General features: G+C 73.0%; 2 protein-coding genes. Both read left to right on the top strand.

Going from position 1 to position 3,036, the window contains the following annotated elements; all coding sequences use genetic code 11:
* The coding region (locus M0R80_31755) for a tetratricopeptide repeat protein (protein ID MCK9464217.1) at nt 1-2,471 on the top strand (2,471 nt) is incomplete at its 5' end.
* Nucleotides 2,468-3,036: hypothetical protein (locus tag M0R80_31750; protein MCK9464216.1), on the top strand; the 569-nt coding region annotated here is incomplete at its 3' end. The genes M0R80_31755 and M0R80_31750, both read left to right, overlap by 4 nt.

Here is a 3,036-nt window from a genome sequence, read left to right as displayed (position 1 = left end):
AGGCGGCGACCGCTCTCGACGGCGCGCTCGGGCTCGCGGCGCGGCTCTGCCTGGCGCTCGCGCAGGGGATCGCCGACGACGTCGCGGCCTTGGACGCGCTCTACTCCGCGGCGCGGCGCGAAGGGCTCACGGCGCTCGACGAGCTCTGGATCACGGAGTCGCTCGAGGCGCGGCGCGCGGTCGTCGGAGTGGACGGCGTGCTCCGCAGGCTCGACGAGGGCGGAGTGCCCTCCGCAGTAGAGCGCCTCTGGAGGGTGGTCGCGGGCGGGCGGGGGGCGCTCGGCGCGCACGTCGCGGCGCTCGCCGATCCTGCGGCGACGGGTGCCTGTGCTACGGCGTTTCGGCTGGCGGCGGCAGCGCTCGAGGGGGCGGCGGCGCCGGAGCCCGAGGATCTCGCGGCTCCCGGCTTGCGGGCCGATCTCGCCCTCGACAGAGTTGAGGCGGCGGCCGCCGCGGGGGATCCGGCCGGCGCGCTGCAGATCATCGAGGAGGAGCTTCTGGGGTCTCCCGCGCATGCGGGGCTGCTCTGGGCTCGCGCGCGCCTGGCGGCCGCGCTCGGGCGGCACGCCGACGCGGCCGAGAGCCACGGGCGCCTCGCGGGCTTCTACGCGAACCCGGACGAGAAGGTGCGGCAGCTCGCGCGGGCCACCGCCATCATGCAGGACGATCTCCGCGACAGCCGCGGCGCCGAGAAGGTCGTCCGCGAGGCGTTGCGGCGCGTCCCCGATCACGCGGAGGCCAACGAGGTCCTCACCCGGATCCTCCGATCGCGCGGCGACGAGGGAGCGCTCGCGAAGCAGATCGAGGAGCAGATCGCCGCGAGCCGCGACCGGACGGAGGCCACGGATCTCATCGCGTTGTACGAGGAGCAGTCCGATCGCCTGCTCGCGATCGACGACGTCGAAGGTGCGATCGCCGCCATGGACAAGGCGCTCGAGATCGAGCCCGAGCGGCTGGTGACCCACCGCACGCGCATCGATCTGCTCGTCGTCGCGGGTCGGACGGAGGACGCCGCCGACGCGATGCTCGCGTTCACGGAGCTGACGACCGACCCGATCGAGAGGCGATCCTTCCTGTGGCGCGCGGCGGAGCTCGTCGGAGAGGATCTCGGCGACGTCTCCCGGGCGCTCGAGATCCTCGGGCCGCTCCGCGAGGCGGAGGTCGTGCACCCCTCCACCGAGCGCATCGTCGCCAAGCTCGCGGGCAGGGCCGGGATGTTCGAGGAGCAGGCCGAAGCGCTGTCGAGGCTCGTGGACCTGGTGGAGGACAAGGCGAAGCGCCTGTCGATCCTGCTCGAGCTCGCCAAGGTCGCCCTGGAATCGCTCTTCGACGCGGAGCTGTCGGAGCGCACGCTGTACCGGGCGCTCGAGATCGACCCCGCGGATCTCGAGTGCCTGAAGACGTTCGCGCAGTCCCGGGATCGCGGCGACATCATGCCGCAGCTCGAGCGCGCCTTCGAGATCCACAGGGGCCGCGTCGACGAGGAACCGCTGGACGTGCACCGCGTCGCGGAGCTCAGGGAGGTGTGCGCCCTCATGGGCGACCAGGACCGCGTCGATCTCTGCCGCGACACGATCGAGTTCCTCGGCGGCAAGGCTTGGACCGGCAGGACGAACCCCTCGCGCGGGCAGCCGATCGCGCCGCTCGGGCCGGTCGTCGACAGCATCACGCACGCGGACGAGGTGCGGTGCCCGGCGGCGACGATCCTCGTCGATGCCGCGCAGATCACCGCGGAGGCGTTCCCGTCCGGAGAGCACCTGCCCGAGGTCGGCCGCTCGACGCTCTGCCCGCCGGGCTCCGGCGATCCGGTCGTCTCGTTCCTCGCGCCGTGGGCGAGGCTCCTCGGAGTGACGACGCTGGACGTGCACCGCATCGGGTTCGATCCGCGCGGCGCGGTCGCCGCGCTCGGCGACAACCCGGCGGTGGCGGTGAGCGCGGACCTCACGGACTTCGAGGACACCCGCGCCCGGTTCTTCCTGGCGCGCAGCCTCTGGCGCTCGGTCCGCGGACACGGCGCTTTCACAGAGGGGGACGCGGCGACACCGTTGCGGTGGGTGCTCGCGCTGGCCGCCGCGACGCTCGGGGAGGAGGCGCCGCTGCCGATGCCGACGGATCTGGAGATGGTGGTCGTCGCGCGCAAGGCGCTCTCGCGGAAGGTGAGGAAGAAGATCACGGATTCGTGCCGTGAGCTGCTCAAGTGCTCGCCGCAGCAGCTCCGGGCGTGGGTCCTGGCCGCGTCGTACTCGGCGGATCGGTTCGGGCTGCTCGCCGCAGCGGACCTCGTCACCATCGTGCCGCTCGTCGTCGAGGAGGCGGCCGGCGAGGCCGGGCTCCGGCGGCTCGGCGCGCAGACGAGCGACACCATCGGGAAGATCCCGAGGTGCCGGGAGCTGTTCCGGTTCGCGCTCGCCGGGACCTACGTGGACGTGAGCCGCTCGCTCGGCATCACCGGCGCGGGAGGCGGGCGATGACGGGGCGGAAGATCAACGTGGACAGGAGCGGGCTGCTCGAGTCCATCCGCGCCGCGTCCGGCTCCGGGTTCGAGCTCGGCGAGCCGCCGCCCGGGCTAGAAGGGCTGCAGAGATCCGCGGATTCCATGGATCGGGAGTCGGTCGAGCACCTCGTCGGGCTCCTCTCCAACGCCGAGGACTGCGTCGAGAGCGATCCGGCCGCGTCCGCGATGTGCTTCCACGAGGCTGGGCGGGCGCTCGAACGGCGTCTCGGGCGGCCCGTCGAAGCGTGGATCTGCTACCAACGGGCGCTCGACGCGACGAGCGGCTACACGGTCGCCCTGCGGAGCCTCGCGCGGCTGTCCCGCGCGGCCGCCGACTCGATCGCGTTGCGGCGCGTGCTCGCGCGGTGGATCGAGATCGTTCAGGAAGACGGGTCATGCATCGCGTTGACGCTCGGGAAGGCCGCGCGAGAGATCCTGGACGGCGACGTAGGCGAGGCAGCCGACACGCTGCGCGCCGGGCTGCGGCGCGTCCCCGATTCGCCGCAGCTCCGCGTCTTGATGCTCGGGCTGGCGGGCGCGAG

The organism is Pseudomonadota bacterium, from assembly GCA_023229365.1.
Classification (GTDB): domain Bacteria; phylum Myxococcota_A; class Polyangia; order JAAYKL01; family JAAYKL01; genus JALNZK01.
Note: the sequence above shows the minus strand (reverse complement) of the source record. Positions and strands in the feature narration are given on the sequence as shown.